Origin of the sequence: Staphylococcus simiae, assembly GCF_002902085.1 — a bacterium.
Classification (GTDB): domain Bacteria; phylum Bacillota; class Bacilli; order Staphylococcales; family Staphylococcaceae; genus Staphylococcus; species Staphylococcus simiae.
In genome coordinates this window covers 1-643 of the sequence record NZ_PPQR01000111.1, presented here as the reverse complement: position 1 = coordinate 643, position 643 = coordinate 1, and the positions used below count along the sequence as shown (strand labels likewise).

Genomic DNA, 643 nt, shown 5'->3' with positions numbered 1-643 from the left:
TTTAAACTCGTATGAAAAACTAGTCAGCTTTACTCTCGCCTTTTAAAATTCGTTTGTAGTATGTTGGGTTCTTGAAACCGTGTATAGGAAAGTGAAATAAGAAAGGTTAAGTAAAGTTCAAACTTCTCAAATTAAACTAGGAGGTTTTAATTATCGATTATTTAGGTGTTGATATTAGTAAAAGAAATAGTGTCATCGCTCATTATAAAGATGAAAATTTCCAAAAGGAATTTACCATTCAGAATAAGAAAAATGGTTATAATTATTTATTAAAGTATTTGAACAACTTAGAACATCCGCAAATTATTTTTGAATCTACAGGTATCTATTCAAGAGCTATGGTACGATTTTGTCGTGTAAACCAAATAAACTTTATTGAAATAAATCCGTTAGAAGCTAAATTTAGAACAAGCTCTTTAAGATCATGGAAAACTGATCAAACTGATGCTCACAAACTTGCTCATTTAGCGTCTACGCTTAAACAAACGGATAGCTTGTCTAATCATAATCATGATTCAATATTCTTTGAATTGAGAGAACGTGCTCGTTTTCATTTAGAAATTGAAAATGAACAGAATCGACTTAAGAATGAAATTGTTGAATTACTACATCAGACATTTCCTGGTTTAGAAAATTTATTTAG

1 protein-coding gene is annotated in these 643 nt (G+C 29.4%); it reads left to right on the top strand.

Translation table 11 applies throughout. The annotated features are described in order from the left end of the window. Positions 1 to 152: 152 nt before the first annotated feature. A partial coding sequence (locus tag CD113_RS11180) for an IS110 family transposase (protein ID WP_338066612.1) occupies positions 153 to 643 on the top strand: 491 nt, incomplete at its 3' end.